Genomic DNA, 25,777 nt, shown 5'->3' on the forward strand with positions numbered 1-25,777 from the left:
AGAGGGTGACGACCGGGCCGGGGCGCACCGCCAGGATGTCGCCGCGCACGCCGAAGTCGCTGAGGGTGGCCTCCAGCAGGGTGGCGTTCTGCTCCAGGGCCTCCGAAGAGATCTGGCTGGAGGCGGGCAGCCGCGGCGGGTCGGCGAGGAGTTCCAGGGCGGGGTGCCGGTAGTTCTCAGCGTTCTGGGGTTGGGGCGGTGGCGTGCGACGGGGGGCGGCCGGGACGGGCGCCGGGGCCGCGGGCGCCACGCGGGAGCGCGCCGGCGCGGCGGCCTCGGCGGGAGGCGCCTCGAGATCGGCCGCGTCGTCGGCGTCCTCGTCGTCGTGGTGCACGGGCGGCGGGGGGCGCCGGGTCGCGGACGGCGCCTGCGGCGGCGCGTCGAAGACCGGCTCCCGCCGGCCGTCCGAGGGGGCCACCCGGGCATCGGGCGCGTGGGTCGCCCAGGGGGCGTCTTCGGGCGCCGCGAAGGCGCGCTGTGCCGCGAGGGCCGGCGAGGCACCCGCATAGGCGAGTGCGGTGGCCGCCGCCGCGCGCTCGGCCCGCCAGTCGGCGAGGCGCGCCGCCAGGGCCGCGCGCCCGCCCATCAGGGCCTGCGCCATCGCCCCGAGGGAAACGATACCGAGGCTCGGCTCGTCATCCTCGTAGCGTCCGTCATGGCTGGCATCGGGCCGGCCGCGCACGGCCTGGCGCGCGGGGGCCGGCGGCGCATCGTAGGCGTCGAAATCCTCCGTATCGAGCTCACCGACCCGGCAGGCACCCGTGAGGCACAGGATCGCGACTCCGGCGAAGAGGAAGCCCGCGAAGGCGTGGAGCGGGGTCGCCACGATGCCGAGCATCATCCGGGCGGCATGCATCAACGCGTCGCCGGCGACGCCGCCGAGACCGGTGGGCAGGGGCCAGCGCGCCGTCGAGGGCAGCGCGCTCGCCACCGCGCTCGCGGCGAAGAATCCGATGATCCAGAGGGTCAGGCGCAGGCCGCCCCGGGGCAGCGCCCGCGTGCGCATCAGCTGGATGCCCCAGAGCGCCGGGGGCAGCACGAAGGCCAGGGAGCCGAGTCCCAGGAGCTGCATCGCCAGGTCCGAGACGACGGCCCCGCCGGTGCCCAGGACGTTGTGGGCCGCATGGTCGGTGGCGTGGTTGAGGCTCGGATCGTCGATCGACCACGTCGCCAGGGCGACCGTCAGCGCGGTGGCACCGGCAAACAGCACGAGACCGCCCAACTCTGTCATTCGCTTGGCCAGGAACGGGCGAAAGCTGTCGACGAAAGTATCGTAGGGCGATGCGGAACGGCGAAGCGAGCGCATGCGGTACCAGACACGATGGGGAACTGTCCGGTGACGGTAGCGTCGGCGGAGTTAACGGCTAGCTAAGGTTGAGACTTCCCTTCGCGCTCCGTCGCAATGCGGTCCTTCGTTGGGTCGTTCCTGCCTCGGATCGTGCCTGCCTCGGGTTATCCCGGTGCGATGGGCGCTGGGCGTGCCGATGGCGCGCCACCGGGCCGGACCCGCCTCGCGGCCCCGCAACGTCGCCCGAAGTCTGCGGACGGCCCGCCTCGACCGGACCCCCGTAACGAGAAAGGCCCCGGTCACGGGGACCGGGGCCTTTCCTTCCGACACCCGTGGGCGCCGGAGGCGTTCGTTGCTGCGGCTTAGTAGTTGTAGGCGCGCTCGCCGTGATCGGCGATGTCGAGGCCCTCGCGCTCCTCGTCCTGGGTCACGCGCAGGCCGATGGTGAGATCGACGAGCTTGTACAGGATGGCGGAGCCGACGCCCGACCAGAGGATGGTGAAGCCGACGGCCTTGATCTGGCTCATCAGCGCGGCGCTGGTCTCGTAGGCGCCGACCGCGAGTTCACCGGGCTTGGAGGTGTAGTCGGGCAGGCCGACGCCGCCGAAGTCCGGGTTCACGAGCAGGCCCGTGGCGACGGCGCCGAGGATGCCGCCGATGCAGTGGACGCCGAAGACGTCCAGGGAATCGTCGTAGCCGAGAGCGTTCTTCACCGTAGAGCACATGATGAAGCAGACCGCGCCGGCGACGAGGCCGAGGATGATCGAGCCCATCGGACCGGCAAAGCCGGCGGCTGGCGTGACGGCCACGAGGCCCGCGATGGCGCCCGACAGCATGCCGAGGAGGGAGGGCTTGCCCTTCAGCATCCACTCGACGAACAGCCAGGAGAGGGCTGCGGCGGCGGTGGCCACGAAGGTGTTGAGCATGGCCATGGCGGCGGTGCCGTTGGACTCGAGGTTCGAGCCGGCGTTGAAGCCGAACCAACCCACCCAGAGGAGCGAGGCGCCGATCGCCGTCATGGTCAGGGAGTGCGGGGCCAGCAGGTCACGGCCGTAGCCGATGCGCTTGCCGAGCATGAGGCAGCCGACGAAGCCCGCGATCCCGGCGTTGATGTGCACCACGGTGCCGCCGGCGAAGTCGAGGGCGCCCCACTTGAAGAGCAGACCGGCATCGGCGTTCACCGCATCGAGGGCCGCCTGGGCGGTCGCCTTCGAGGCGTCGTCGGTGGCAGCGGCCAGCGCCTTGGCGGCGTTGCCGACCGCGTCCGGGCCGCCCCAGTACCAGACCATGTGCGCCATCGGGAAGTAGATCAGCGTGGTCCAGAGGATCATGAACACGACCAGGGCCGAGAACTTCATCCGCTCGGCGAAGGCGCCGACGATGAGGGCCGGGGTGATCATCGCGAACGTCATCTGAAAGCAGATGTAGACGTATTCAGGGATCACGACACCGTTCGAGAAGGTGGCGACGGTGGAATTCGGGTCGATGCCCTTCAGGAAGGCCTTCGACAGGCCGCCGACGAAGTCGTTGAGACCGCCGCCGTTGGTGAAGGCGAGGCTGTAGCCGAAGATCACGAACAGCAGGCAGGAGATGCAGGCGATGGCGAAAACCTGCGTCAGGACGGACAGCATGTTCTTGGTGCGAACGAGACCGCCGTAGAACAGGGCCAGGCCGGGCACGACCATCAGCAGCACGAGGGCGCTGGAGATGAGCATCCAGGCGGTGTCGCCCTTGTTCGGAACGGGCACGGCGCTCGCGGCAGCCGGCACGGCCTCCGCCGTCGGCGTCTGCGCAAGGGATGGCTCGATGAACAGGAGTGCCAGCGCGGCACCCCCCAGCCCGAGCGCCAGGGCATTGCGAAGTTTCATGGAAACGAGACTCCCGATCGCGGTGCGATGCTGATGTGAAGAGGACAGGTCAGGGGCGCCCGGACGCGATCGTCCGGACAGGCGGTCGCCTCAGAGGGCGTCGACGTCGGTCTCGCCGGTGCGGATGCGGACGGCCTTCTCGAGGGGCACGACGAAGATCTTGCCGTCGCCGATCTGGCCCGTGCGGGCGGCGGCCGCGATCGCGTCGATCACGCTGGCGACCAGATCGGAGGCCACAGCCACCTCGATCTTGAGCTTGGGCAGGAAGCTCACGGCGTACTCGGCGCCCCGGTAGATCTCGGTATGGCCTTTCTGCCGGCCATAGCCCTTCACCTCGGTGACGGTCAGGCCGTGGACGCCGATGCCGGTCAGAGCGTCGCGGACCTCCTCCAGCTTGAACGGCTTGATGATGGCCATCACGATTTTCATGGGCGACGCCCCCTTAAGCTACGAGTTGAGTTCGACGAGGTGAACCGGGTGGACAGAAACATGCGCGCGTGGAGGCCACCGGCCGGCGCACGCAAGCGTCGCGACACGATCGGACCGGCCGGTGCGCCCGGGCCGCTTCCGACCCGTTCGCCGGCACCCATATTCAAGGACTATGCCAACGGAACTTTTTCGCCGGATGCGCATCTGCCCAAGAAGTATCCGGTCATTGACTCAGGACGCAGCGTTTCCACGGCCAAGTTTGCCTGCAAAATAGGCAATACGCTGCCGGCGCAGGCAACTCGTGCATCGAAGCAGCGTCTCTTGCAGCTTCGACCAGGCGCGGTCAGGCCTCGGTGCGGCGAGGCCGGATCATGCCTTCCTGGGCCACGGACGCCACCAGCATGCCGTCGCGCGTGAAGATCTGTCCGCGCGCGAACCCCCGGGCCCCATCGGCACTCGGACTGTCCTGGGCATAGAGCAGCCAGTCGTCGGCCCGGAACGGTCGGTGGAACCACAGGGCGTGGTCGAGGCTCGCCGACTGGATCTCCGGGTCAAACACGGTCTGCCCATGCGGGATCAGGGTGGCGTCGAGCAGCGTCATGTCGGAGGCGTAGGCGAGGACGGCGCGGTGGATCGCCGGATCGTCGGGCAGGCGGTCGACGGCCCGCATCCAGACGTGGAAGCGCGGCTCCCGCGGGGCCCGGCGCAGGTAGCGCTCGATCTCGACGGGCCGCAGCTCGATGGGCCGCCGCCGGCCGAAATAGGACAGGATCGGCGCCGGGATCGCGAGCCCGTGCCGGGCGGCGTCGGCGGTGGCAGCGGGCGCCTCCGGGACCTCCTCCGGGGGAGCCACGTCCGGCATGGTCGCCTGGTGGGTCGCGCCCGCTTCCGCGTCGTGGAAGGAGACCGACATCGTGAAGATCGCCCGGCCGTGCTGGTGCGCCACGACGCGGCGCGTGGTGAAGCTGCGGCCGTCGCGGATGCGCTCCACCGCATAGTCGATCGGGGCCTTCGGGTCGCCGCCGAGGAGGAAGTAGGCGTGGAGCGAATGCGGCGGCCGGGTCTCGGGCACCGTGCGGGTCGCCGCCACCAACGCCTGCGCCACCACTTGCCCGCCGAAGACCCGGAACCAGCCCGTCTGCAGGCTCTCGCCCCGGAAGAGGTCCGGCTCCAGGCTCTTCAGGTCGAGGATGTCGAGGAGTTCGGTGACGATGCCGGTCATGCCGCTTCCCTGGTTGCCCGGGGATCCCCGGGCCGCGTGGACGCCACGGCGCCTCGGGCGATCCTTCACATGTGAACCATCGCGCTGGCAAGGATGCGACGGCCGGGATCAGTCAGCCAGGATCTGTGGGCCAGCATTGGAGGGCAAGAAGCGACGGGCAAGGTGCGGCGACGGTTTCGGCGACCGGGCCCGGCGACGATGGCGCGGGCTCGATCCCCAACGCCGCGCGTTGCCCCCGGCGCCGGGGAATGGCACTCCCTCCCGGGCAGCGAGGGTGGCGGGGATCGGCATGGACGGATCGGAGAAGCGCGGAAACCAGCGCAGCGTGGTCATCGCCGGCGCCGGCATTCCCGGGCTGACGCTCGCCCTGGCGCTGGCCCAGGCCAACGGCCCGGCCTTGACGGTCACGCTCTGCGATCCCGGCCTCAGCGCCGGAGCCGCACGCCATGCCGGGCGGGCCTACGCGGTGGCGGCCGGCGGGCGGCGCATGTTCACCCGCCTCGGCATCTGGGATGCGGTGCAGGACGCCGCGCAGCCGATCCACGACATGGTGGTGAGCGACAGTCGCCTGTCAGACCCGGTGCGCCCTGTCTTCCTGACCTTCGCACAGGAGGCGGAAGCCGGCGCCCCATTCGCCCATATGGTCGAGGCCGAGCCCCTCGTGGCCGCGCTGCTCGCGGCGGCCGAGGCGGCCGGGGTGGTGTTCGAGCCCACCGGCATCGTCGAGGCTCTGCCGGCCGGCGGCACGACGCGCATCACCCTCGGCGACGGACGCGTACTGCCAGCCGCGCTCCTGGTCGCGGCGGATGGGGCCCGTTCGCGCCTGCGCGAGGCCGCGAAGATCGGCTGGGTCAGCTGGTCCTATCCGCAGATGGGGCTCGTCGCCACGATCGGGCACGAGCGCGACCATGCGGGGCGGGCCTACGAGCACTTCCTGCCCAGCGGCCCCTTCGCCATCCTGCCCCTGGTGGACGGGGGCGCCCTCGGGCACCGCTCGTCCATCGTCTGGACGGAGCGGGCAGCCGAGGTACCGGCCCTGACGGGCGGCGGACCGGAGGACACCCTGGCCGAGATCGAGCGCCGCTTCGGCCTCAATCTCGGGCGCCTGGCACTGGAGCGGGGCCCGAGCGCGCATCCCCTCGCCTTCGGCATGGCCCGCAGCTTCCGCGGCGAGCGCCTGGCGCTCCTGGGCGATGCCGCGCACGTCATCCACCCGATCGCCGGCCAGGGGCTGAACCTCGGCCTCGCCGGCGCCGCGGTGCTGGCGGAGGCGGTCACCGACGCTCTCCGCCTCGGCCTCGATCCGGGGAGCCCGGATGTCCTGAAGCGCTACGAGCGGGCGCGCCGCTTCGACACCGTCGCGATGGGGGCGGTGACGGACGGGCTCAACCGCCTGTTCTCCAACGATGTGATGCCGCTGCGCCTCGTCCGCGATTTCGGCCTCGGCCTCGTCGACCGGCTTCCCGGTTTGAAGCGCCTCTTCATCGGTGAGGCGGCCGCCGCGCGCGGGCCGCAGCCACGCCTGATGCGCGACGAGGCACTCTGAGACGCGAAACGGCGGCCCCTTCCCTCGGGAAAGGACCGCCGCAATGGGACTGCTCACGCGCCGAAGACGGCGTGCCGGGGCCCGTTACTTGCCCTTGGCGGCCTTGTTGGCCTTTTCCCGCTCGATGCCCTCGAGGATCAGGCGATGCGCCTCTTCCTTGCCGCCCCAGCGCTTGATCTTGACCCACTTGCCGGGCTCCAGATCCTTGTAGTGCTCGAAGAAGTGCTGGATCTGGTGGATCGTGATGTCGGGCAGGTCGGTGTAGTTCTCGATCCGGTCGTAGCGCATGGTCAGGTGGCGCGACGGCACGGCGATGATCTTCTCGTCCTCGCCGGAATTGTCCTCCATCACGAGGACGCCGATCGGACGGGCGCTGATGATGGCGCCGGGGGCGATGGCGCGGGTGTTGGCCACCAGCACGTCGCAGGGGTCGCCGTCACCCGACAGGGTGTGCGGGATGAAGCCGTAATTGCCCGGGTAGTGCATCGCCGTATAGAGGAAGCGATCGACTACAAGGGCGCCGGCCTCCTTGTCCATCTCGTACTTGATCGGGTCACCACCGATCGGAACCTCGATGATGACGTTCACGTCGTCCGGCGGATTCTTGCCAATCGAGACCGCGTCGATGATCATAGGTGTGCTCCCGGAAGCAGGGGCGTCACGGCCCCGTTGCCGGGTGTCTTAAGGCCCTTCCGCCGCGAAGGAAATCGCATCGTGCGGCAGGGGGCGACGTTTGCACGAAATTGTCGGGTACGCCTCAGGAGCGGTCGGACGAGCCGAAACGCCTGCGCCAGGCCGCGACGAGGCGCCGGACCATGCGCTCGATCCAGCGGGCCGCGTGCTCCAGGGGCACCTTCAGGGCGGGCACGTCCTGGCTCAGGAGAGCGAGGCCCACGGGCAGCATCCAGAGGCCGAGGATCGGCAGGATCGAGAAGATGCCGCCGAGGATGAACAGGATCGCAGCCAGGAGGCGAACCCAGAACCGCGACGGCTCGCGCAGCCAATCCACGGCGCGGCGGATGCGGTCCGGCAGCTTCGCGCTGAGATCCGTGACCCGCCTGTCCCAATCCGCTGCCGTCACGCGCATCCGTCGTCCCGCTCGCCCGCCCGAGGATCCGATCCGCCGGACCGGACCGCGGGGGGCGGCGCAGGCTTCGGCGAAGTCAGCTGAAGCGGAAACCGACCTTGGGCAGAACCGTTCCGGCCATCCGGTCGATGGCCTGGCCGATCGCGATGCCGCCCAGCCCGGTGTAGAAGGCGCAGGCCCGCTCGTTCCCCTCGAGCGACCAGACCCCGACCCGGGCCAGGCCGTGATCGGCCAAGTCGTTGGAGACCGCCCGGAACAGGCGGCGTCCGAGCCCGAGACCCTGGTAGGCCGGGCGGATGTAGAGTTCGTCGATCTCGCCGGGGGCCTGGAGAATGCGGCCCCGCGCCGGTCCGTAGACCGCGTAGCCGACGATGCTGCTCTCCTGCTCGACCACCACGAGGGGCCGGCTGCGCTGGGTGGCCCCGAGCCACCACTGCGAACTGCGCTGCGAGATCATCCGCTCCAGGGCGACCCCAGGGATGATCCCCCGGTAAGCCTCGCGCCAGGTCTCATCGAACAGGTCTGCCAAGGGGTCGGCGTCGGCCGGACGGGCGCGGCGAATGCTGGTGGTGCTCGTTCGCATGACGGATCCCCGCGCTCGATGAGGACGATGGACGGTTCGCAATCGGTGTCGACCCCCGCATCGGAAGCGACGATCCGGGCGAAGACAAGGCGACGGGGACCAACGCAAGCGCGATGCCGGTTGCTCCCCGCGCTCCACAGCGCGTTTGCCGCGGCCGCCGCGCACTGGTAGATCAAACCCTCCCCCTTTTCCGCCAGACCGGTCCCCCGTCCCCGTGTTCAACCGTTTCCTCTCGTACGAGACCCGCTACGCCCGGCGCATGGCGCGGATCGCGCGCTTCGAGCGCCCGATCGCCGGCCCGGTCTCGCGGGCGAAAGCCTGGGCGAACATGCTGCTGGTGGATCACGGCGTGTTCCGCTTGGCCTACCTGAACCGCCACCGGATCGGCGCGGGCAAGCTCTGGCGCTCGGCCCAGCCGACGCCGCACCAACTGGCCTGGTTCAAGCGCCAGGGGGTTCGCACCGTGATCTCCCTGCGGGGCGGACGCGAGCACGGGTCCTGGCCGCTCCAGCGCGAGGCTTGCGAACGGCAGGGCCTGACGCTGGTGGAGTTCGTGCTGCGCTCGCGGGAGGCCCCCTCGCGGGAGACCATCCTGGCCGCCAAGGCGTTCTTCGACGGGGTCGAGTACCCGGCGATGATGCACTGCAAATCCGGCGCAGACCGCGCCGGCCTCGCGGCGGCGCTCTACCTCATCCTGCACGAAGGCCTGCCGGTCTCGGAGGCCATGGGCCAGCTCTCGGCCCGCTACGGCCATTTCCGGTTCGCCAAGACCGGGATCCTCGACGCGTTCTTCGCGCTCTACCGCCGGGAGGGCGAGCCCAAGGGCCTGGATTTCCTGACCTGGGTCGAGACCGAGTACGATGCGGAAGCGCTGAAGCGCACGTTCCGCCCCGGCTTCTGGTCCGACCTCGTGGTGGACCGGATCATCAAGCGCGAATAGCCCGACACGAAAAACCCGCCGCGGCCGAGCCGGGCGGGCTTTCGACGAACCGTAAGCCGGGGCGCAGGCGCCCGGCAGGGTCGCTTTAGGCGGCGAGACGGATCGTCGACGGGGCGTTCTCGTTGCTGGCGATGAAGCGGCCGGAATTGGAGAGCGGACCGTTCTTCGGGGTCAGGAGATTGGCAGCCACGAAGACCAGCGAGACGTTGAGAGCGGCGGCGGCGACAACGAGAAGAGCGATCATCGGGTGTGTTCCAGGGCGGTTGCGTTGAGCCAGATATGGCACTGCACCATTTTCCTTGGTATACCAAATTCTACACACCACTCATGCGGCCGACGCAGAGCTTCCCGCGGATCGGCGGTCGGGGCCGCTCTCGCCCCGCAATCTCCGCATCGCTCAACCCTCAGTTCTGCAAGGCTCACCCAACCTCTGCGGTAAGACTCCATCCTCGAACCGATAGTTTTCGCAACGCAGCAATCAGTTGATCGACAGACTTTCGAGATCCGCCGCGAAGGACGAAACGTAGCTTGGACTTTCGCCCGTGAGGATGATCAGCGTCAGGATCAATCCAACCGCACCGAGATACACGACCGCGAAGAGATCCTTGTCTTCGCGACCCGCCAGAACGATGCCGGCGAAGGGGAGCGTCTGAAGGGTGAGTGCCGCCGCAATGTTCATGGACAACCTCGGTTCATAGGCAACCTCGCATTCGGGCCGGCCATCCGTTCGCTTCTTCGCCCGATCGGCGCACGTTCGGCCGGTCGGACGTCGGCACTCCCTGGGTCGGTCCGCCGCGGAGGGAGCGCCTGTGGACGAGCCCGGGTTGGGCTCGTCTCACGCGGGACAATCCGCCTGTCAGGCCGCTTGCACAGGCCGGGCCGCGACGGGGGTCGCGACGGTCTCGTCATTCAGGAAGCGCAGGCGCAGGGGCTTGAGCACGAACATTGCCAGGATTGCCGCAACCACATTGAGGCCGATGATGATCGAGAACACCGCCGACCAGCCGTACTTGGCGGAGATGATGCTGGCGATCGGCACCAGGAACGAGGCAGTGCCCTTCGCAGTGTAGAGCAGGCCGGCATTCGTCGTGGCGAACTTCGAACCGAAGGTGTCGCCGCAGGTGGCCGGGAACAGCGAGTAGATCTCGCCGAAGACCCCGAAATACACCGCCGTGGCGAAGACGAAGATCAGCGGATTCGTGCCGTAGGTCAGCAGGGTGATGATCGCCAGGGCGGCGATCGAGAAGGCGATGAACATCGTGTTCTCACGCCCGATATTGTCCGAGATGAAGCCGAAGAACGGGCGCCCGAAGCCGTCGAAGATGCGGTCGAGGGAGATCGCGAAGGTGAGCGCCACCATCTGCAGACCGAACAGGCTCACCGGCACGTCGGCGACCTTGAAGTCGTGGGCGATCGGGGCGATCTGCGCCGCCGCCATCAGTCCGCCGGAGGCGACCATCACGAAGATCACGTACATCAGCCAGAAGACGGGGGTGCGCACGACCTCGCGCGGCGTGCGATCGAGCCTGGCCTGCGGCAGGCGCAGAGTCTTGCGCTGGACCGGTACCGCCTGAGACGGCTTCCGCAGGAAGAACGACAGCAGGACCACGATGGCCCCCTGACCCAGCCCGAAGAACAGGAACGCGTCCTGGTAGCCGCTGGTGGCGATCATCTTGGCGATCGGGATCACCGTGACGGCCGCGCCCGCACCGAAGCCGGCCGCGGTGGCGCCGGCGGCGAGGCCGCGGCGATGGGGGAACCACTTCAGGGCGTTGCCGACGCAGGTGCCGTAGACGGATCCGGCACCGATGCCGCCGATGACCGCCGCCGCGTAGAGAAGGAAGAGGGAATCGGCGTGGGCGTTCAGGAACCACGCCAGGGCGATCATGATACCGCCGAAGCAGACCACGATGCGCGGGCCGTAGCGATCGACGAACCAGGCTTCGACCGGCACCAGCCAAGTCTCGGTCGCAACGAAGATGGTGAACGCGAACTGGATCGCCGCCCGGCCCCAGTGAAACTTGGTGTCGATGGGGTCGACGAACAGCGTCCACCCGTATTGAAGGTTGGCGATCATCGCCATGCAGAGCACGCCGAAGGCGAGTTGCCACCATTTGGCGGACGGTGAGTCCAGACGTTCCATCCCGAATTCCTTCTTGATCGGATTGTTCACACCGATGCCGCCAGCATGCACCAAAATTCGTTGTATGCAATATACCAGGGAATGAAATGTCGTTTCGGACGTGGGGAGGTAGCGGAACCCCCTTCAGCGACTGCAGGCGTGTATCATCCTGCAGGTTGTTGGCGCGCGGCGGTGCGTCGGGTGCTGGTCGCCGGACGCGAGGGCTCAGCCCGCGCGGCGGCGGCGGCGAGGGTTTCCGGAGGCACGGCTGGCGCCGGCCCCAATGCGGTCATGCTCTGGTCAATAGCCCGGCGGGACGGAGTTCCTATTCCGCGGCGATGCGGCTCGCCTCCCGGTAGGGATGGGCCGGGTAGGTCCCGATGATCCGCAATTCCCGCGAGAAGTATCCGAGTTCGGCCAGGGCGCGTGACAGGCCCGGCTCCTCCGGATGGCCATCCACCTCGGCGTAGAACTGGGTCGCGACGAACTGGCCGTCGACCATGTAGCTCTCGAGCTTCGACATGTTGACGCCGTTCGTCGCGAAGCCGCCCAGCGCCTTGTAGAGGGCCGCCGGGATGTTGCGGACCCGGAACACGAAACTGGTGACCATCGGGCCCGCCTCGGGCGAGACCGGCTCCGGCTCCGGCGAGAACACGACGAAGCGGGTGGTGTTGTGACTCTCGTCCTCGACATCGTGCTCCAGGATGTCGAGGCCGTAGACCTCGGCGGCGAGAGCGGGAGCCAGGGCACCGCGCGTGGGATCACCCGCCTCCGCCACCTCGCGGGCGGCTCCGGCCGTGTCACCGGCCACGATGGGGCGCACGCCGAGGCGCCGGATGATCTTGCGGCATTGTCCCAGGGCATGGACATGGCTGTGCACCGTCCGGATCTGCTCCACCGGCGTGCCGGGCAGGACCATCAGCTGGAAGTGGATCGGCAGGAAGTGCTCGGCCACGATGTGCAGGCCCGAGGTCGGGATCAGGTGGTGGATATCCGCCACCCGGCCGGCGATCGAGTTCTCGATGGGGATCATCGCCCGCGTCGCACGACCCTCCTTCACGGCCGCGAAGGCATCCTCGAAGGTCGGGCACGGCAGCGGCGTCCAGTCCGGGTAGGCCTGAGCGCAGATGATGTGGGAGTTCGCGCCGGGCTCGCCCTGGTAGGAGACGATGTGCTGGGGCATGCGGGCTGGTCTTTCCGAGGCGCTTCAGTTCAGGCGGCGGGCCGACAGGATGGCGCGGGCGCGTTCCAGGTCGGCGGGGGTGTCGACGCCGAGCGGCAGGTCGTCGACGACGATGGCGTCGATGCGCATCCCGGCCTCGAGGGCGCGGAGCTGCTCCAGCTTCTCGCGGGTCTCGAGCTCGCCGGGCGGCAGGGCCATGAAGCGGGCGAGCGCCTTCCGGCGATACGCGTAGAGGCCGATGTGATGGTAGAGCGGCCCCTCCCCCCAGGGCGCCTCGGCGCGGGTGAAGTAGAGCGCGCGCAGACGGCGGGTGCCCACGATGTGGCCGACGAGCTTGACCACGTTGGGGTCACGCCGCTCGGACTCTTCGGTGATGATGGCGCAGAGGGTGGCGATGTCGACGGAGCGGTCTGCCAGCGGCAGGATCGCCGCGCCGATGATGCCTGGATCGATGGTCGGCAGGTCGCCCTGGACGTTGACCACCACGTCGTGGTTGCCGTGCGGATCGATGATCTCCAGGGCCTCGGCCAGGCGATCCGAGCCGGAGGGATGGTCGGCCCGGGTCAGGACCGCCAAGCCGCCCACGGCCTCGATGGTCTCGACGATGGCGGGCGTGTCGGTGGCGACCACCACGGGGCCGATACCGGCCTCCACGGCGCGGCGCCAGACGTGCACGATCATCGGCTCCCCGGCGAGGTCGGCCATCGGCTTGTTGGGCAGGCGGGTCGCGGCCATGCGCGCGGGAATGAGGACGATGGGATCGGACATCGGTCTGGACCCTGCTCCGGCTGGGCCGGTGCTTACCAGCGACGCCCCGAGTTGTCATGCCGGGCGTGTCGTGGCGGAGGTGCCTTGCCGAGCGTGTCTTCCCGAGCGTGTCTTGCCAGAGGTGTCTCGCCGGGCCGCGGGGACCGCGTCCGCCGGCGTGGGAACCGGATGCGCCCGCCCGCGTCTGAAGAAGTGAGGGATGGCGGCGACACCTGCCGGTCTGCGACTACGCGAAGCGCGACTCGACCATTGTCAAGGTCGGGCTTCAGCGGCTAAGCACCCTCGACCGTTTCCAAAGTCCGGCACAGGCACGCGCTGGACTTCGCCCTGAATTCTCCCCCTCAGGCCGGCCGCACCGGAGTTGTCGAGAATGGACTCTTTCGAGCTGAACAAGGTTGCGGGTGCCGCGCTCGGCGCGCTGCTGTTCGCCGTGGGGTCGGGCTTCGTCGCCGAGCTGATCTATCATCCCAAGCCTGCCGGCAATGCCGGCTATGCCCTGCCCGAGCCGCAGGCGAAGGCCGCCGGCGGCGCCGCGCCCGAGGCGAAGGCCGAGCCCCTGCCGATCCGTCTGGCCAGCGCCACCGTCGACAAGGGTCAGGCCGCGGCCAAGAAGTGCTCCTCCTGCCACAGCTTCGAGAAGGGCGGCCCCAACAAGGTCGGGCCGCATCTCTGGGGCGTCGTCGATCGCCAGCGGGCCCACGAGCCCGGCTTCGAGTACTCGGCCGCGCTCAAGGAGAAGGGCGGCACCTGGACCTATGACGAGCTCGATCACTTCCTGACCAATCCGAAGGGCTACGTCCCTGGGACCAAGATGGCGTTCGCCGGCATCACCTCGCCGACCGAGCGCGCCGACGTCATCCTCTACCTGCGCAGCCTCGCCGATACCCCGGCGCCGCTGCCGGCCGCGGAGAAGAAGGCCGAGGGCGACAAGCCCGCCGAAGCCCAGCCGGCTGCTGCCAAGACCGGGGATGCCAAGCCTGCCGAAGCGAAGCCGGCCGATGCCAAGCCCAACCCCGAGTCGAAGCCCGCGGCGGAGGTCCGGCGCGAGCAGGCGCCGAAGCCCGCGGACGCCTCCAAGGCGACCGAGGATCAGAAGCCGGAGGTCGCCAACCCGGCGACGGCCGCCAAGCCAACCGTCGCGGGCGAGGAGGCGAACAAGCCGGCCTCGGTGAAGCCTGCCGATGACACGCCGGTCGGGGCCGCCCCCGCCGCGCCGCCTGCCCCGGCCACCACTCTCCCGGCCGAGAAGCCGGCCCAGCCGTAGGTCGGTCTTCGGCGAGAACCGAAGCCACTCACGGACGCAAAAAGGCCGGGCCATCGCCCGGCCTTTTCGTTTGCTGGTCCAGACCGCGGCGACACGGACTCAAGTTCCTACGCACGCGCGCCCATCGCTTCCTGCGCGCACGCGCCCGCTTGGCGTTCGCGGCCGGTCCGTCCTAGAACACCCGCCTGCCGTCGCCGGTGAGGCGGCGGGACCGCGACCCCGGAATCCGGAGACCGCCTGCCTGTGATGCGCATTGCCCTGATCGGACGCCTCGTCGCCGCCCTCGCCTTCCTGGCCTGTGGCCTGCCCGCCCGGGCCGCCCCCGATCCGGAATCCGCCACGCCGAGAGGCGCCTGGATGCCCGCGATCACACTGATGGGTGAGCCGAAATACGGTCCCGACTTCAAGCATTTCGATTATGCCGACCCGAACGCGCCGACCGGTGGACTCGTACGCCTCGGCGCCCAGGGCGGGTTCGACAACTTCAACTACGTGGTGTCGGGGCTGAAGGGCGACCTCGAGGGCGGGATCGTCCAGATCTACGATACCCTGATGACGGAATCCGCCGACGAGCCATTCACCTCCTACGGCCTCCTGGCCGATGGCGTGCGCCTCGCCGACGACCTGTCCGCGGTCTCCTACCGCCTGCGCGAGGGGGCCCGCTGGCATGACGGCCAGCCGGTGACGCCCGAGGACGTGGTCTGGTCCTTCGACATCCTGAAGGCGAACAGTCCGTTCTATTCGGCCTACTATCAGACCGTGACCAAGGCCGCCGTCACCGGCCCGCGCGAGGTGACGTTCACCTTCTCGGAGGCGGGCAACCGCGAGCTGCCGCAGGTGCTCGGCCAGTTGCGGGTGCTGCCCAAGCACTGGTGGACGGGCAAGGACGCGCAGGGGCGGCCGCGCGACGTCACCCAGACCACGCTGGAGATCCCCCTCGGCTCGGGCCCCTACCGCCTGGCGAAGTTCGAGGCCGGGCGCAGCGCCACCTACGAGCGCGTCGCGGACTACTGGGGCAAGGACCTGCCCGTGAATGTCGGTCGCAACAACTTCGGCACCATGCGGAACGAGTACTTCCGCGATGCGACGGTGCTGATCGAAGCGCTGAAGGGCGATCTGTTCGACTTCCGCGCCGAGAACGTGGCGCGCAACTGGGCCACGGCCTACGACACCTTCCCCGCCGTGAAGGAGGGCCGCCTGATCAAGGAGGAGTTCCCCGATCGCGGCAACGGCAACATGCAGGCCTTCGTGCTGAACACCCGCCGGGCGAAGTTCGCCGATCCGCGGGTACGCCGGGCTTTCAACCTCGCGATGAACTTCGAGGAGATGAACCGGTCTTTGTTCTTCGGCCTCTACAAGCGGATCGACTCCTATTATTTCGGCTCGGAGCTGGCCTCGTCCGGCCTGCCGGAGGGCGACGAGCTGTCGATCCTGGAGAGTGTAAAGGACAAGGTCCCGGCCTCGGTCTTCACCACGCCCTACGCCAATCCCGTCAACGGCACGCCCGACGCGGTGCGGGCCAACCTGCGCGAGGCCGTCGGCCTCCTCAAGCAGGCCGGCTACGAGCTGCGCAACGGCCAGATGACCGACGTGAAGAGCGGTGAACCGCTCAGCGTCGAGTTCCTGGAATTCCAGAGCGTGTTCGAACGGGTCGTGCTGCCCTACGCGGCGCAGCTGAAGCTCATCGGCATCAACAGCTCCCTGCGGGTCATCGACCAGGCTCAGTACCAGAATCGCCTGCGGGCCTTCGACTTCGACATCACCACGAGCTCGTGGCCGGAATCCCTCTCGCCCGGCAACGAGCAGCGCGAGTACTGGGGCTCGGCCTCCGCCGACAAGGCCGGCTCGCGCAACCTGATCGGCATCAAGGACCCGGCCATCGATGCCCTGATCGAGAAGGTGATCTTCGCCAAGGACCGCCCCGGCGTGCTGTCGGCGACCCACGCCCTCGACCGGGTGCTGCTGGCCCACAACTTCGTCGTGCCGCAATGGGGCTCGAACGTCTCGCGCACCCTGCGCTGGAATCGCTTCGGGCATCCGGCGGTGCTGCCGAAATACGGCAGCTCGGGCTTCCCCGCGACCTGGTGGTACGACGAGACGCTGGCGGCCAAGACCGGGGCACCGCGATGAGCGTCGGGCCGACCCGGCGCGCGGTCGTCGCGGGCGCCGGTGCCCTCGGGGCGACCCTGGTGCTGGCGCCCCCGGCCCGAGCGGCGGCCCGCACCAGCCACGGCCTGTCGAGCTTCGGCGACCTCAAATACCCGGCCGACTTCCCGAACTTCGACTACGTCAATCCGGATGCGCCGCGAGGAGGCCGCTTCTCGGCGCAAATCGCCTCGACTCTGGGCAATCAGGCCTCCGACACCTTCAACACCCTGAACATCTACGTCCTGCGCGGCGACGGCGCCGCCGGCATGAACCTGACCTTCGACTCGCTCATGGTCCGCGCCCTCGACGAGCCGGACGCGCTCTACGGGCTCCTCGCCCGCTCGGTCGAGATCTCCGAGGACGGGCTGCGCTATCGCTTCGCCCTGCGGCCGCAGGCCCGCTTCCACGACGGCTCTCGCCTCACCGCCCACGACGTGGCGACGTCGCTGCGCCTGCTGAAGGAGAAGGGCCACCCCGAGATCTCGCAGGTGATCCGCGATCTCGCCGAGGCCATCGCCGAGGACGACGCCACGGTGACCCTGCGCTTCGCCCCCGGCCGCAGCCGCGACCTACCCCTCTTCGTCGCCACATTGCCGGTGTTCTCGGCCGCCTACTACGCCAACCGCGATTTCGAGGCCTCCTCCCTGGAGCCGCCGCTCGGCTCCGGGCCGTATCAGGTCAGTCGCGTGGAGGCGGGGCGCTTCATCGAACTGGAGCGGGTGAAGGATTACTGGGGCGCAGAGCTGCCGGTGAATGTCGGGCAGAACAACTTCGACGCCATCCGGTACGAGTATTTCCGCGATCGCCAGGTCGCGTTCGAGGCCTTCAAGGGCGGCGCCTTCACCTTCCGCGAGGAGTTCACCGCCCGGGTCTGGGCCACGGGCTACGAATTTCCCGCCGTGCAGGAGGGCCGCGTCCGCAAGGAGGTGGTGCCCGATGCCCGTCCGTCGGGCACCCAGGGCTGGTGGATGAACACCCGCCGCGAAGCCTTTCGCGATCCCCGGGTGCGCGAGGCGATCGGCCTGTGCTTCGACTTCAACTGGTCGAACGCCAACCTGATGTACGGCGCCTACATCCGCACGGCCTCCTATTTCGAGAACTCGGACCTGAAGGCCACGGGCCGTCCGGCGCCGGAGGAACTGGCCCTCCTCGATCCCATGCGCGGGGACCTGCCGGCGGAGGTCTTGGGCGAGGCCTGGAGCCCGCCGAGTTCCGATGGGTCGGGCCAGGACCGCGCCCTGCTCAGCCGCGCCGTGGCCCTGCTGCGGGAGGCCGGCTGCACCCGCGACGGCGGCGTGATCCGCCTAGCCTCCGGAAAGCCGCTGGAGATCGAGTTCCTCGACAACGACCCGGTGTTCCAGCCGGTGACGCAGCCCTTCATCCGCAATCTCGGCCTGATCGGCATCCGCGCCAGCATCCGGCTGGTCGATCCCTCGCAGTACCAGGCCCGGGTCAAGGATTTCGACTTCGACCTCACGGCGCGCCGCTTCGCCAGCGGGCTCACGCCGGGGCCCGAACTCCGCGAGGCCTATGGGTCCCGCGCAGCCGGTACGCCCGGCGCGAACAACCTCGCGGGCATCGCGAGCCCCGCCATCGACGCGCTGATCGAGAAGGTCACGGAGGCCACCTCCCGCGCCGACATGATCCACGCCGCGCGCGCCCTCGACCGGGTGCTGCGGGCGGGGCGCTACTGGGTGCCCATGTGGTACAAGGCCGATCACCGGCTGGCCCTCTGGGACGTCTACGGTCGCCCGGCCAAGGGACCGACCTACGATCTCGGCGTGCCGAACGTCTGGTGGTACGATGCCGCCAAGGCCCGGCGCATCGGCCGAACCTGAGGGACACCCGTGCTCGGCTACATCCTGCGCCGCATCGCGCTCATGGTCCCGACGATCTTCGGGATCATGCTCATCACCTTCGTCATCGTCCAGTTCGCCCCCGGAGGCCCGGTGGAGCGGGTGCTGGCCCAGCTCCAGGGCCAGAACGAGGGCAGCCTGTCGCGGGTGACCGGGGGGGCCGGCGACCTCGGCGGCGCCGCACGCAGCGGCGGCGGGGGCGAGGCGAGTGCCCGCTACCGCGGCGCGCAGGGGCTCGACCCGGCCTTCATCAAGAAGCTCGAGCAGCAATTCGGCTTCGACAAGCCGGCACCCGAGCGCTTCGCCAAGATGATCTGGGACTATGTCCGGTTCGATTTCGGCAACAGCTATTTTCGCGATGTATCGGTGCTGCAGCTGATCCGCGAGCGGCTGCCGGTGTCGATCTCGCTGGGTCTCTGGATGACCTTGATCTCCTACGCGATCTCGATTCCGCTGGGCATCCGCAAGGCGGTGCATGACGGCTCGCGCTTCGATCTCTGGACTTCGACCGTGGTCATCATCGGCTACGCGATCCCGAGCTTCCTCTTCGGTATCGCACTGATCATCCTGTTCGCGGGCGGCTCCTTCGCGCAGATCTTCCCGATCCGGGGCCTGACGAGCGAGAACTTCGAGTCCTTGAGCTTTTGGGGCAAGGTGGTCGACTACGCCTGGCACATGACGCTTCCGCTGGCGGCCCTGGTGCTCGGCGCCTTCGCGACCTCGACCCTGCTGACCAAGAACTCCTTCCTCGACGAGATCCGCAAGCAGTACGTCCTCACGGCCCGGATGAAGGGCCTGTCCGAGCGCCGGGTGCTCTACGGCCACGTCTTCCGCAACGCCATGCTCATCGTCATCGCCGGTTTCCCGGCGGCCTTTATCTCGGCCTTCTTCACGGGCTCGCTGCTGATCGAGACGATCTTCTCCCTCGACGGTCTCGGACTCCTGTCCTTCACCTCGATCGTTGGACGCGACTACCCCGTGGTGTTCGCGACCCTGTACATCTTCTCCCTGCTCGGGCTGGCGGTGAACCTGCTCTCCGACCTGATCTACACCTGGATCGACCCGCGTATCGACTTCTCGGCGCGGGCGACGTGACCACCCTCCCCCTCATCATCCGGCACGAACACGCGGGCGACGCCGAGGCGATCGAGCGACTCCATGCCCGCGCCTTCGGCCCCGGCCGCTTCGCCCGCACCGCCTACCGCCTGCGGGAGGGAACCGCACCCGTCGCGGAGCTCTGCTTCACCGCCCTGGTGGCGACCTACCTCGTGGGTTCGGTGCGGGTGGGACCGGCCGAGGCGGGCGATCCCCTTCTCGTGCTCGGCCCCCTCACGGTCGATCCCAGCTTCGAGGGGCGTGGCATCGGCGCCGCCCTGATGACGGCCTGCCTCGACGTGGCGACGGCCGCCGGCCACGGCCTCGTCCTTCTGATCGGCGACGCGCCCTATTACCGGCGCTTCGGCTTCGCGCCGATCCCGCCCGGACGCCTCGTCCCGCCTTCCCCCGTCGACCCGGCCCGCTTCCTCTGGCGCGAGCTCCGGCCCGGCGCGGCCGCGACGATCTCCGGGAACGTCACCGCCCTCCGCCGGCGTTGACCCCGCCGAGGGCGCCGACCCGGCGCCGGCAGGGACGGCACTCCGATGGACACTTCTGCGATTCGGCACGACACGATCACGGCGAACGGCATCGCGCTCCACGTGGCGCGGCTCGGGCGCGGCCGCCCGCTGGTCCTGCTGCACGGCTGGCCGGAATTCTGGCTGACCTGGGAGCCGGTGATGCGGCGCCTCGCCGACCGCTTCGAGCTGATCGCGCCGGATCTGCGCGGCTTCGGTGACAGCCAGAAGCCCGATCTCCAGCCCTCCGACAAAGCCGGCGCCGACGTGCATGCCGCCGACATCGTCGCGCTGCTCGATGCCCTCGGCATCGCCCGGGCCGGCATCGTCGGCCACGACGTCGGAGCCTCCGTCGTGCAGGTCCTGGGTCGGACGGTGCCGGAGCGCCTGACCGGGCTTTTCACCTTCGACTGCCCCTATCCGGGGATCGGGCCGCGCCTCGCCGTCCCCGAGATGCTCGCCGAAATCTGGTACCAGTCCTACCACGTGAAGCCCTTCGCGGCCGCACAGGTCGGGGCCTCGCGCGAGGGCTGCCGGCTCTATATCGGACACTTCCTGCGCCACTGGGCCGGCGGCAACCCGGCCGCCTTCGACGACGTGCTGGAGGCCTTCGTCGACAATTTCCTGGCGCCCGGCAACCTGCAGGGTGGCTTCAACTGGTACGTCAGCGCGCAGGCCGGGCGCCTGGCCATGATCCGCGGCGAGGCTCCGTCCCTGCCGCCGATCACCGTCCCGACCGGCATCCGCTGGGGCGATTCCGACCCGCTGTTCCCCCTCGCCTGGACAGACCGCCTCGGCGAGACCTTCGCGGACCTCGACTTCGCGCCCTTCCCGGGCCTCGGCCACTTCCCGCACCGGGAGGACCCCGACCGGGCAGCCGCCGCGATCGCCCGGTTCTTCGAGCGGCTGCCGGATTAAGCGCTCAGGCCGCCCGGCCGCGCCGACCCTCCACGAGCCACATCGCCAGCACGGCGGCCGCCAGGGCGGCCAACGCCCACAGCCCGAGGGCCAGGGGATAGACCTCGACGCCGCGGATGTTGGCGCTGTCGCTCGGGCGGAAGCCGATCCAGTCGGCACCACTGAGGCGGCCGCTGCGAACCGACTGCAGGCGCGGCACCACGATGCCGCCGGTCTCCGCCACGCGGCGGATCGAGCCGCCGGTGCCCTCGGCCAGGGCCTTGAGGCGCTCGGTGTCGCTGAAGACGTCGGCGAGCTCGCGCGGATTCGGCGGACCGACGCTGACGAAGGCGACGAGATTGCCCGAACGCAGGGTGTGCAGGCCCAGTTCGGCAGCCTCGAAGGTCGTCGCGAACAGGCCCGGTTCGCCGGGCGTCAGGGTCAGGGTGCGCTGGTTGCCGGTCGGGCCCGTCACGGTGACGGGCTCCACCGTGTCGGCCATGGTCTGGCGCTCGACGCGGACCTCCCGGCCGTGGCCGGTGGTCTGGGCCCGCAGAGCCTCTTCCTCCAGGGCCGGCTCCTTCATCAGCCAGTGACCCAGTCGGCGCAGCAGGTCGAGATACGGCCCGCCCTCCTGATAGCCCCGAGCCCAGAGCCAGGCATGGTCGGACAGGAGCAGTGCCACCCGCCCCTTCTCCTCGCGCGACAGGGCCAGGAGCGGCAGGGCGTCCGGGCCCTGCAGGATCGGCTGGATGCCGGGTTTCACCTGGGCGGAGACGATGCGCAGCCAGTCGCCCCAGGCGGGGGGCGAGGCCTCGGAGCCGGGCAATGCCCGGGTGACGGGATGGCGGTTGCCGACGCCCGTGAGGCTCGCCTTGTAGGGTTGCTCGACCACCCGCCCGTTGGGCTCGCCCGGTAGAATCGCGGACAGGCGCGTCCGCGACAGGCTAGAGGGCGAGGCGAATTCGGGGCCGGCCGCGATCAGCAGGGCGCCGCCCTCGCGGACGTAGCGGACGATGTTGTCGAAATAGGCCGAGGGCAGCACGCTCTGGTTGGCGTAGCGGTCGAAGATGATCAGGTCGAAGTCCTTGATCTTCTGGACGAACAGCTCGCGCGTCGGGAAGGCGATCAGGGAGAGTTCGGAGATCGGTGTGCCGTCCTGCTTCTCGGGCGGCCGCAAGATGGTGAAGTGCACGAGGTCGACGTTGGCATCGGACTTCAGGAGGTTGCGCCAGGTGCGCTCGCCCTGGTGGGGCTCGCCCGAGACGAGGAGCACCCGCAGCTTCTCGCGGATGCCCTCGATGGGCAGGACCGCGCGGTTGTTGATCGTGGTGAGCTCGCCCGGAAGCGGCTCCACCTCGATCTCGACCACGTTCGGCCCGCCATGCTCGATCCGCATGGTCAGGGAGAAAGGCTGGCCGGTGGGGAAGGTCCGACGTCCGACGTCCTCGCCGTCGCGGCGCACGGTGACGGTGGCGCTGCCGGTGCCACCGCGCTCCATCACCTCGGCCCGGATGGTCAGGTCGCGCCCGACGATGCCGAAACGCGGTGCCTCGATCAGCTTGATCTGGCGATCGCGCTCGTCCGGATGGCCGGTGACGAGGACGTGGAGCGGTCCCTTGAGGCCCAGGGCCGCCACCGAGGTCGGGATGTCGTGGACCACGCCGTCGGTGAGCATGACGACGCCCGCGAGGCGCTCGGCCGGCACGTCGGCCAGCGCCTGCGACAGGGCGGTGAACAGCCGGGTGCCCTCGTCGCCCTCTTTGGCATCGGGCACGTCGATGAAGCGCGGCTCGATGTTGGTCAGTGCCCCGAAGCGGCGCTGCAACTCGGCGCGGACCGCATCGGTCATGGCCGGCCGGTCGCCGAGGGCCTGCGAGCCCGAACGGTCGACCACGATGGCGGCGATGTCCTTCACCGGCTCGCGGTCCTCGCGCACCAGGGACGGGTTGGCGATCGCCAGGAGCACCAGGGCCAGGGCGAGCGCCCGCAGGATCGCGGTGCGTCCGCGCGCCAGGAAGGCCAGCACGGCGAAGATCACGACGAGCACGCCGAAGCCGATCAGCACCGGCCAGGGCACCAGGGGGGTGAAGCTGAGGCTCAGCATGGGCGCGGGGCCTCCGGTGCGGGGTGCGTCACTGGCCCAGCCGCTCCAGCAGTGCCGGGACGTGGACCTGGTCAGCCTTGTAGTTGCCGGTCAGGGTGTAGATCACGAAGTTGATGCCGCCGCGGAAGGCCATCTCGCGCTGGCGCTGGTCGCCGCCGACGATCGGGTAGAGCGGTTCGCCGCGCTTGCCCACCGCCCAGGCGGCGGCGAGATCGTTGCTCGTGATGACGATGGGCGAGACGCCGTCGCCGGCCCGCGCGGGACGGCGCTCGGAGCCCTCCCCGGCCGGCGGCAGGGTCTCGACCCAGGTCTGGCCGGTGGCGTAGCGGCCCGGAAAGTTGTCGACGAGGTAGAAGGCCTTGGTCAGCACGTGGTCGGGCGGCACCGGCTCGAGTTCGGGCACTTCCAGGGTCGCCAGCATCTTGCGGAGATACGCCCCCTCCAGCGTCGGCGGGCCGCCCGGCCGCGCGGTGAGCGCGTCACGGGTGTCGAAGATCACGGTGCCGCCGTTGCGCATGAAGGCGTCGATGCGCCGGATCGCGGTCTCGCTCGGCTGTGGCCGCCCGGCGACGATGGGCCAGTAGATCAGCGGGTAGAAAGCGAGTTCGTCCTTGGCGGGGTCGATCCCGATCGGGTCGCCAGGCTCCAGGGCGGTGCGGCTCGCCAGCATCTGGGTCAGGCCGGAGAGACCGGCCCGGCTCGCCGTGTCCGCCGCCTCGTCGCCGGTGACGACGTAGGCGAGCCGGGTGGCGAGGGCCGAGTCGAAGGCGCCCGCACGCACCGGCGGAGCCGGCTGGGCCTGGACCGGACCGGGCGTACCGACCAGCGCGCCGAGCGCCAGGCCGGCGAAGAAGAGCGCGGCCGGGCGCGAGACGAAGCCCCGTCCGCGCCGCAGGAAGCCGCCGAGCCAGAGGCCCGCGAGGGTGTCGAGGATGAGGAGCATCAGGGCCAGGGTGAAGAGGGTGGCGCGCAGGTCGAGGGTCTCGGCACCGGCGAGCGAGCCGAGGCGGGCGCCGGAAAGGGCTCCGAAATCGAGGGGCTTCAACCGGTCCGCCGTCACGAGGGCGTTGACGGCGATGCCGCCGTCGGCCGGGCCGTAGAAGCCCGGCGGGTGCTCCAGGGTCGCCGGGCCGGTCTCGTCGGCGGAGACAGCGGTGGCGCCGGCCGGCGGCGCCCCGAGGGCCCCGAACCCGTCGAGGGTGAGGCGCGGCGCCAGCACGGCCGTGGCCCGTGCGGCGGCATCGCCCGCCGGCAGCGCCTTGGCGCCCGCGAGATTCACCACCCGGCGCAGCATGTCGATGAACAGGCCCGACAGGGGCAAATTCGACCAGGTCGTGTCGGCGGTGACGTGGAACAGCACGACGAGGCCCTGGCCGCGCTTCTGGGCCGTGACGATGGGTGTGCCGTCCTGGAGGGACGCCCAGGTCCGGCCCGGCAGGTCGCCGTCGGGCTCGGCCAGGATCTGCCGGCGCACGCCGATATCGGCCGGCGGGGTCAGGCCGGCGAAGGGGCTCTCGGGGGCGAAGGGCGCCAGGGTCCTGGGGCGGTCCCAGGAGAGCGTGCCGCCGAGGGTGCGGCCGCCACGGCGCAGGCGCACCGGCACCAGGGGATCGTTGCCGGCGGCGAGGCGCGGCCCGGCAAAGCGCAGCAGAAGGCCGCCCTCGTCGACGAACTGCTCGACGCGGACGAGGGTCGGACCGTCGAGGGCGCCCACATCGGCGAGGACGAGGACCGAGACCTGGTTGTCGAGAAGCTGTCCGATGGATTCCGCGATGCCCTTGGCGCCCCGGGGCTCCTGCATGTCGGCATAGGGGCTGAGCGCGCGCGACAGGTAGTAGGTCGGCGCCAGCAGCGGCTGGGCCTGGTCGCTGGTCCCGCCGAAGACGAGGCCGACGCGACGGCGCTTGCCGCGCTCGTCCACCAGGGTGACGGCGCCGGCCGAGCGCTCCGCCGCCACCTCGATCCGGCTGATGCTGTTGCGCAGCTCCACCGGCAGGTCGAAACCGACCTCGGCCTCGGTGGCCTCCGGTCCGAAGGTGAAGGCATGCTCGGCCAGGGGCAGGCCCTTCTGGTCGACGGCACGCACGAGACCGGTGTCGCGGCCGTTCGGTGCCGCCCGCAGGACATGGGCGGTGAGCTGGCCGCTGGCTTCGGCGGCCGAGAGCGCGAGCGCCGGCGGCTGGTCGGCCTTCAGGATCGTCAGCGAAGCGTCGGTCCGGCCGACGAGCTCGGCGAAGCTCTTGCCGAACGTCTCTTCGCCCGGGCCGGCGACCCCGTCGCTGATCCAGAGGATCGCCGTGCCGGGGCTACGCTCGAGGAAGGCGGTGAGCGATGCGAGGTGCGCGGCACGGTCGGCGAGATGCGGACGCGGCGCGATGGCGCGCAGGCGCTCGAGGGCGGCGGCCGGGACCTTGGCCTCCAGGGCTGCGGCCGGCTCGGCCAGGGCCGCCACCGCCACAGGCCGGCCGTCGCGGGCCGCGCTCTCGATCGTGTCGGTGGCCACCCGCAGGCGGTCGCGCCAATCGTGGGCGGCGGTGAACCCGTTGTCGAGGACGACGAGGAGCGGCGTGCGCCCCGTGGCGGCACCCGTACCGGACGGATTCCAGACCGGGCCGGAGACCGCCAGGATCAGGCAGGCGGCGGCGAGGAGGCGCAGGATCAGCAGCCAGGGCGGCGTCCGGGCCGGCGTCTCGCGCTTGCCCAGCAGATCGGCCATGATTCGCAGAGGGGGGAAATCGATGCGTCGCGGCCGCGGCGGGGTCACCCGCAGCAGGAACCAGAGAGCTGGCAAGGCCACGAGCGCGGCGAGCGCCAGGGGCGCGGCGAAGGTGAGGGGCAATCCGAGCATGCGGCGAT

Annotated in this window: 22 protein-coding genes; 8 read left to right on the forward strand and 14 right to left on the reverse strand. The window is 69.9% G+C overall.

Annotation, left to right across the window (positions count from 1 at the left end):
- The 4 genes from CRT23_RS17055 to tesB all read right to left on the reverse strand — a co-directional run.
- Positions 1–1,306: DNA translocase FtsK 4TM domain-containing protein (locus CRT23_RS17055; RefSeq protein ID WP_181017376.1), on the reverse strand; the 1,306-nt coding region annotated here is incomplete at its 3' end.
- 344 nt (positions 1,307–1,650) lie between these two features.
- Positions 1,651–3,156 carry an ammonium transporter gene (locus CRT23_RS17060; protein ID WP_055948313.1) on the reverse strand — a complete coding sequence of 502 codons (1,506 nt, stop codon included), beginning with the start codon at positions 3,154–3,156 and terminating at the stop codon, positions 1,651–1,653.
- A 90-nt stretch (positions 3,157–3,246) separates the two neighbouring features.
- Entirely contained in the window at positions 3,247–3,585 is a 339-nt protein-coding gene (locus tag CRT23_RS17065; RefSeq protein ID WP_055948310.1) for a P-II family nitrogen regulator, read from the reverse strand.
- 343 nt (positions 3,586–3,928) lie between these two features.
- Positions 3,929–4,807 carry an acyl-CoA thioesterase II gene (gene tesB / locus CRT23_RS17070; protein WP_103710629.1) on the reverse strand — a complete coding sequence of 293 codons (879 nt, stop codon included), beginning with the start codon at positions 4,805–4,807 and terminating at the stop codon, positions 3,929–3,931.
- Positions 4,808–5,096: 289 nt separating this feature from the next.
- Here tesB and CRT23_RS17075 point away from each other — a divergent pair, with 289 nt between their 5' ends.
- Positions 5,097–6,353 (forward strand): FAD-dependent monooxygenase, encoded by a 1,257-nt coding sequence (locus tag CRT23_RS17075; protein ID WP_103710630.1) that lies wholly within the window; start codon positions 5,097–5,099, stop codon positions 6,351–6,353.
- A gap of 84 nt (positions 6,354–6,437) precedes the next feature.
- On the opposite strand, the gene ppa is transcribed toward CRT23_RS17075, so the two are convergent.
- The 3 genes from ppa to CRT23_RS17090 all read right to left on the reverse strand — a co-directional run bounded on the left by ppa (position 6,438) and on the right by CRT23_RS17090 (position 8,023).
- Positions 6,438–6,986 (reverse strand): inorganic diphosphatase, encoded by a 549-nt coding sequence (ppa, locus tag CRT23_RS17080; protein ID WP_055948297.1) that lies wholly within the window; start codon positions 6,984–6,986, stop codon positions 6,438–6,440.
- Between the two features lie 124 nt (positions 6,987–7,110).
- A complete protein-coding gene (locus CRT23_RS17085; protein ID WP_103710631.1) occupies positions 7,111–7,440 on the reverse strand; it encodes a hypothetical protein in 330 nt (109 codons plus the stop codon).
- Between the two features lie 76 nt (positions 7,441–7,516).
- Positions 7,517–8,023, reverse strand: coding sequence for a GNAT family N-acetyltransferase (locus CRT23_RS17090; RefSeq protein WP_103710632.1), 507 nt, complete (start codon positions 8,021–8,023; stop codon positions 7,517–7,519).
- A 214-nt stretch (positions 8,024–8,237) separates the two neighbouring features.
- Between CRT23_RS17090 and CRT23_RS17095 the strand changes: the two genes are divergently transcribed.
- On the forward strand, positions 8,238–8,963 hold the full coding sequence (locus tag CRT23_RS17095) for a tyrosine-protein phosphatase (RefSeq protein ID WP_055948288.1): 726 nt from the start codon (positions 8,238–8,240) through the stop codon (positions 8,961–8,963).
- An 85-nt stretch (positions 8,964–9,048) separates the two neighbouring features.
- On the opposite strand, the gene CRT23_RS28520 is transcribed toward CRT23_RS17095, so the two are convergent.
- From CRT23_RS28520 to CRT23_RS17115, 5 genes are all read right to left on the reverse strand, one after another.
- Positions 9,049–9,207 (reverse strand): hypothetical protein, encoded by a 159-nt coding sequence (locus CRT23_RS28520; RefSeq protein WP_156375529.1) that lies wholly within the window; start codon positions 9,205–9,207, stop codon positions 9,049–9,051.
- 234 nt (positions 9,208–9,441) lie between these two features.
- Positions 9,442–9,642 (reverse strand): hypothetical protein, encoded by a 201-nt coding sequence (locus tag CRT23_RS17100; protein ID WP_103710633.1) that lies wholly within the window; start codon positions 9,640–9,642, stop codon positions 9,442–9,444.
- 177 nt (positions 9,643–9,819) lie between these two features.
- Positions 9,820–11,106: an oxalate/formate MFS antiporter gene (oxlT, locus tag CRT23_RS17105; protein ID WP_103710692.1), complete on the reverse strand. Its 1,287-nt coding sequence runs from the start codon at positions 11,104–11,106 to the stop codon at positions 9,820–9,822.
- A gap of 304 nt (positions 11,107–11,410) precedes the next feature.
- Positions 11,411–12,268 (reverse strand): prephenate dehydratase, encoded by an 858-nt coding sequence (locus CRT23_RS17110; RefSeq protein WP_055948280.1) that lies wholly within the window; start codon positions 12,266–12,268, stop codon positions 11,411–11,413.
- 24 nt (positions 12,269–12,292) lie between these two features.
- Positions 12,293–13,036, reverse strand: a complete 744-nt coding sequence (locus tag CRT23_RS17115; RefSeq protein ID WP_103710634.1) for a 3-deoxy-manno-octulosonate cytidylyltransferase — start codon at positions 13,034–13,036, stop codon at positions 12,293–12,295.
- A 370-nt stretch (positions 13,037–13,406) separates the two neighbouring features.
- On the opposite strand from CRT23_RS17115, the gene CRT23_RS17120 reads away from it, so the two are divergent.
- From CRT23_RS17120 to CRT23_RS17145, 6 genes are all read left to right on the forward strand, one after another.
- Positions 13,407–14,300, forward strand: coding sequence for a cytochrome c family protein (locus tag CRT23_RS17120; RefSeq protein WP_103710635.1), 894 nt, complete (start codon positions 13,407–13,409; stop codon positions 14,298–14,300).
- Between the two features lie 246 nt (positions 14,301–14,546).
- Complete coding sequence (locus tag CRT23_RS17125) at positions 14,547–16,430, forward strand: extracellular solute-binding protein (RefSeq protein ID WP_103710636.1); 1,884 nt, start codon at positions 14,547–14,549, stop codon at positions 16,428–16,430.
- A complete protein-coding gene (locus CRT23_RS17130; protein ID WP_103710637.1) occupies positions 16,427–18,286 on the forward strand; it encodes an extracellular solute-binding protein in 1,860 nt (619 codons plus the stop codon). The genes CRT23_RS17125 and CRT23_RS17130 overlap by 4 nt, the downstream gene beginning before the upstream one ends.
- Positions 18,287–18,295: 9 nt before the next feature.
- Positions 18,296–19,399 (forward strand): microcin C ABC transporter permease YejB, encoded by a 1,104-nt coding sequence (locus CRT23_RS17135; RefSeq protein ID WP_103710638.1) that lies wholly within the window; start codon positions 18,296–18,298, stop codon positions 19,397–19,399.
- Positions 19,396–19,899, forward strand: coding sequence for an N-acetyltransferase (locus CRT23_RS17140; protein ID WP_103710639.1), 504 nt, complete (start codon positions 19,396–19,398; stop codon positions 19,897–19,899). The genes CRT23_RS17135 and CRT23_RS17140 overlap by 4 nt, the downstream gene beginning before the upstream one ends.
- Before the next feature lie 45 nt (positions 19,900–19,944).
- The gene (locus CRT23_RS17145; protein ID WP_103710640.1) at positions 19,945–20,835 is read left to right on the forward strand and encodes an alpha/beta hydrolase; all 891 of its coding nucleotides are present in this window, start codon (positions 19,945–19,947) and stop codon (positions 20,833–20,835) included.
- A gap of 4 nt (positions 20,836–20,839) precedes the next feature.
- Here the strand turns inward: CRT23_RS17145 and CRT23_RS17150 are convergent, their stop codons facing one another.
- Positions 20,840–22,921 (reverse strand): hypothetical protein, encoded by a 2,082-nt coding sequence (locus tag CRT23_RS17150; protein ID WP_103710641.1) that lies wholly within the window; start codon positions 22,919–22,921, stop codon positions 20,840–20,842.
- Positions 22,922–22,949: 28 nt separating this feature from the next.
- Complete coding sequence (locus CRT23_RS17155) at positions 22,950–25,769, reverse strand: DUF4159 domain-containing protein (protein ID WP_103710642.1); 2,820 nt, start codon at positions 25,767–25,769, stop codon at positions 22,950–22,952.
- Between the last annotated feature and the right edge of the window lie 8 nt (positions 25,770–25,777).

It is taken from the genome of Methylobacterium sp. V23 (assembly GCF_002917135.1).
Classification (GTDB): domain Bacteria; phylum Pseudomonadota; class Alphaproteobacteria; order Rhizobiales; family Beijerinckiaceae; genus Methylobacterium.